Source organism: Flavobacterium sp. FG139 (assembly GCF_057809695.1).
The window spans coordinates 1-351 of sequence record NZ_JBMDKL010000058.1 but is presented as its reverse complement, the minus strand read 5'-3'; the positions used below and the strand labels follow the sequence as shown (position 1 = coordinate 351).

The 351-nt window shown below is 43.0% G+C and carries 1 protein-coding gene; it reads right to left on the bottom strand.

Translation table 11 applies throughout. The features are described from left to right. Positions 1–351: putative metal-binding motif-containing protein (locus tag ACODSI_RS15085; protein ID WP_488917676.1), on the bottom strand; the 351-nt coding region annotated here is incomplete at both ends.

The following is a 351-nucleotide window of genomic DNA, read 5'->3' as shown; positions in this document are numbered from 1 at the left end:
CTCCTGGCAGACCTACGTTGTCAATGTTGCCATTACAATCGTTGTCCAATCCGTCATAACACACATCTACAGCACCTGGGTGAACATTGGATCTTGTGTCGTCGCAGTCGGTGCTAACCAAACTACCACCACATGCCACTTTTACACCTGAAACAGATCCATATCCATCAGCATCAGCATCTAAATAACGAACTTCAGCATCATTACAATCGGTGTTATTGGTAACACCTGAAGGCGCTAAAGTGTTTGACCCGAAGCCATCACCATCGCTATCAACATAGGTTAATAAAGCATCATTAGTATCGGTATTATTAGAAACACCACAAGCTACTAAAGTAGTGGAACCAAATC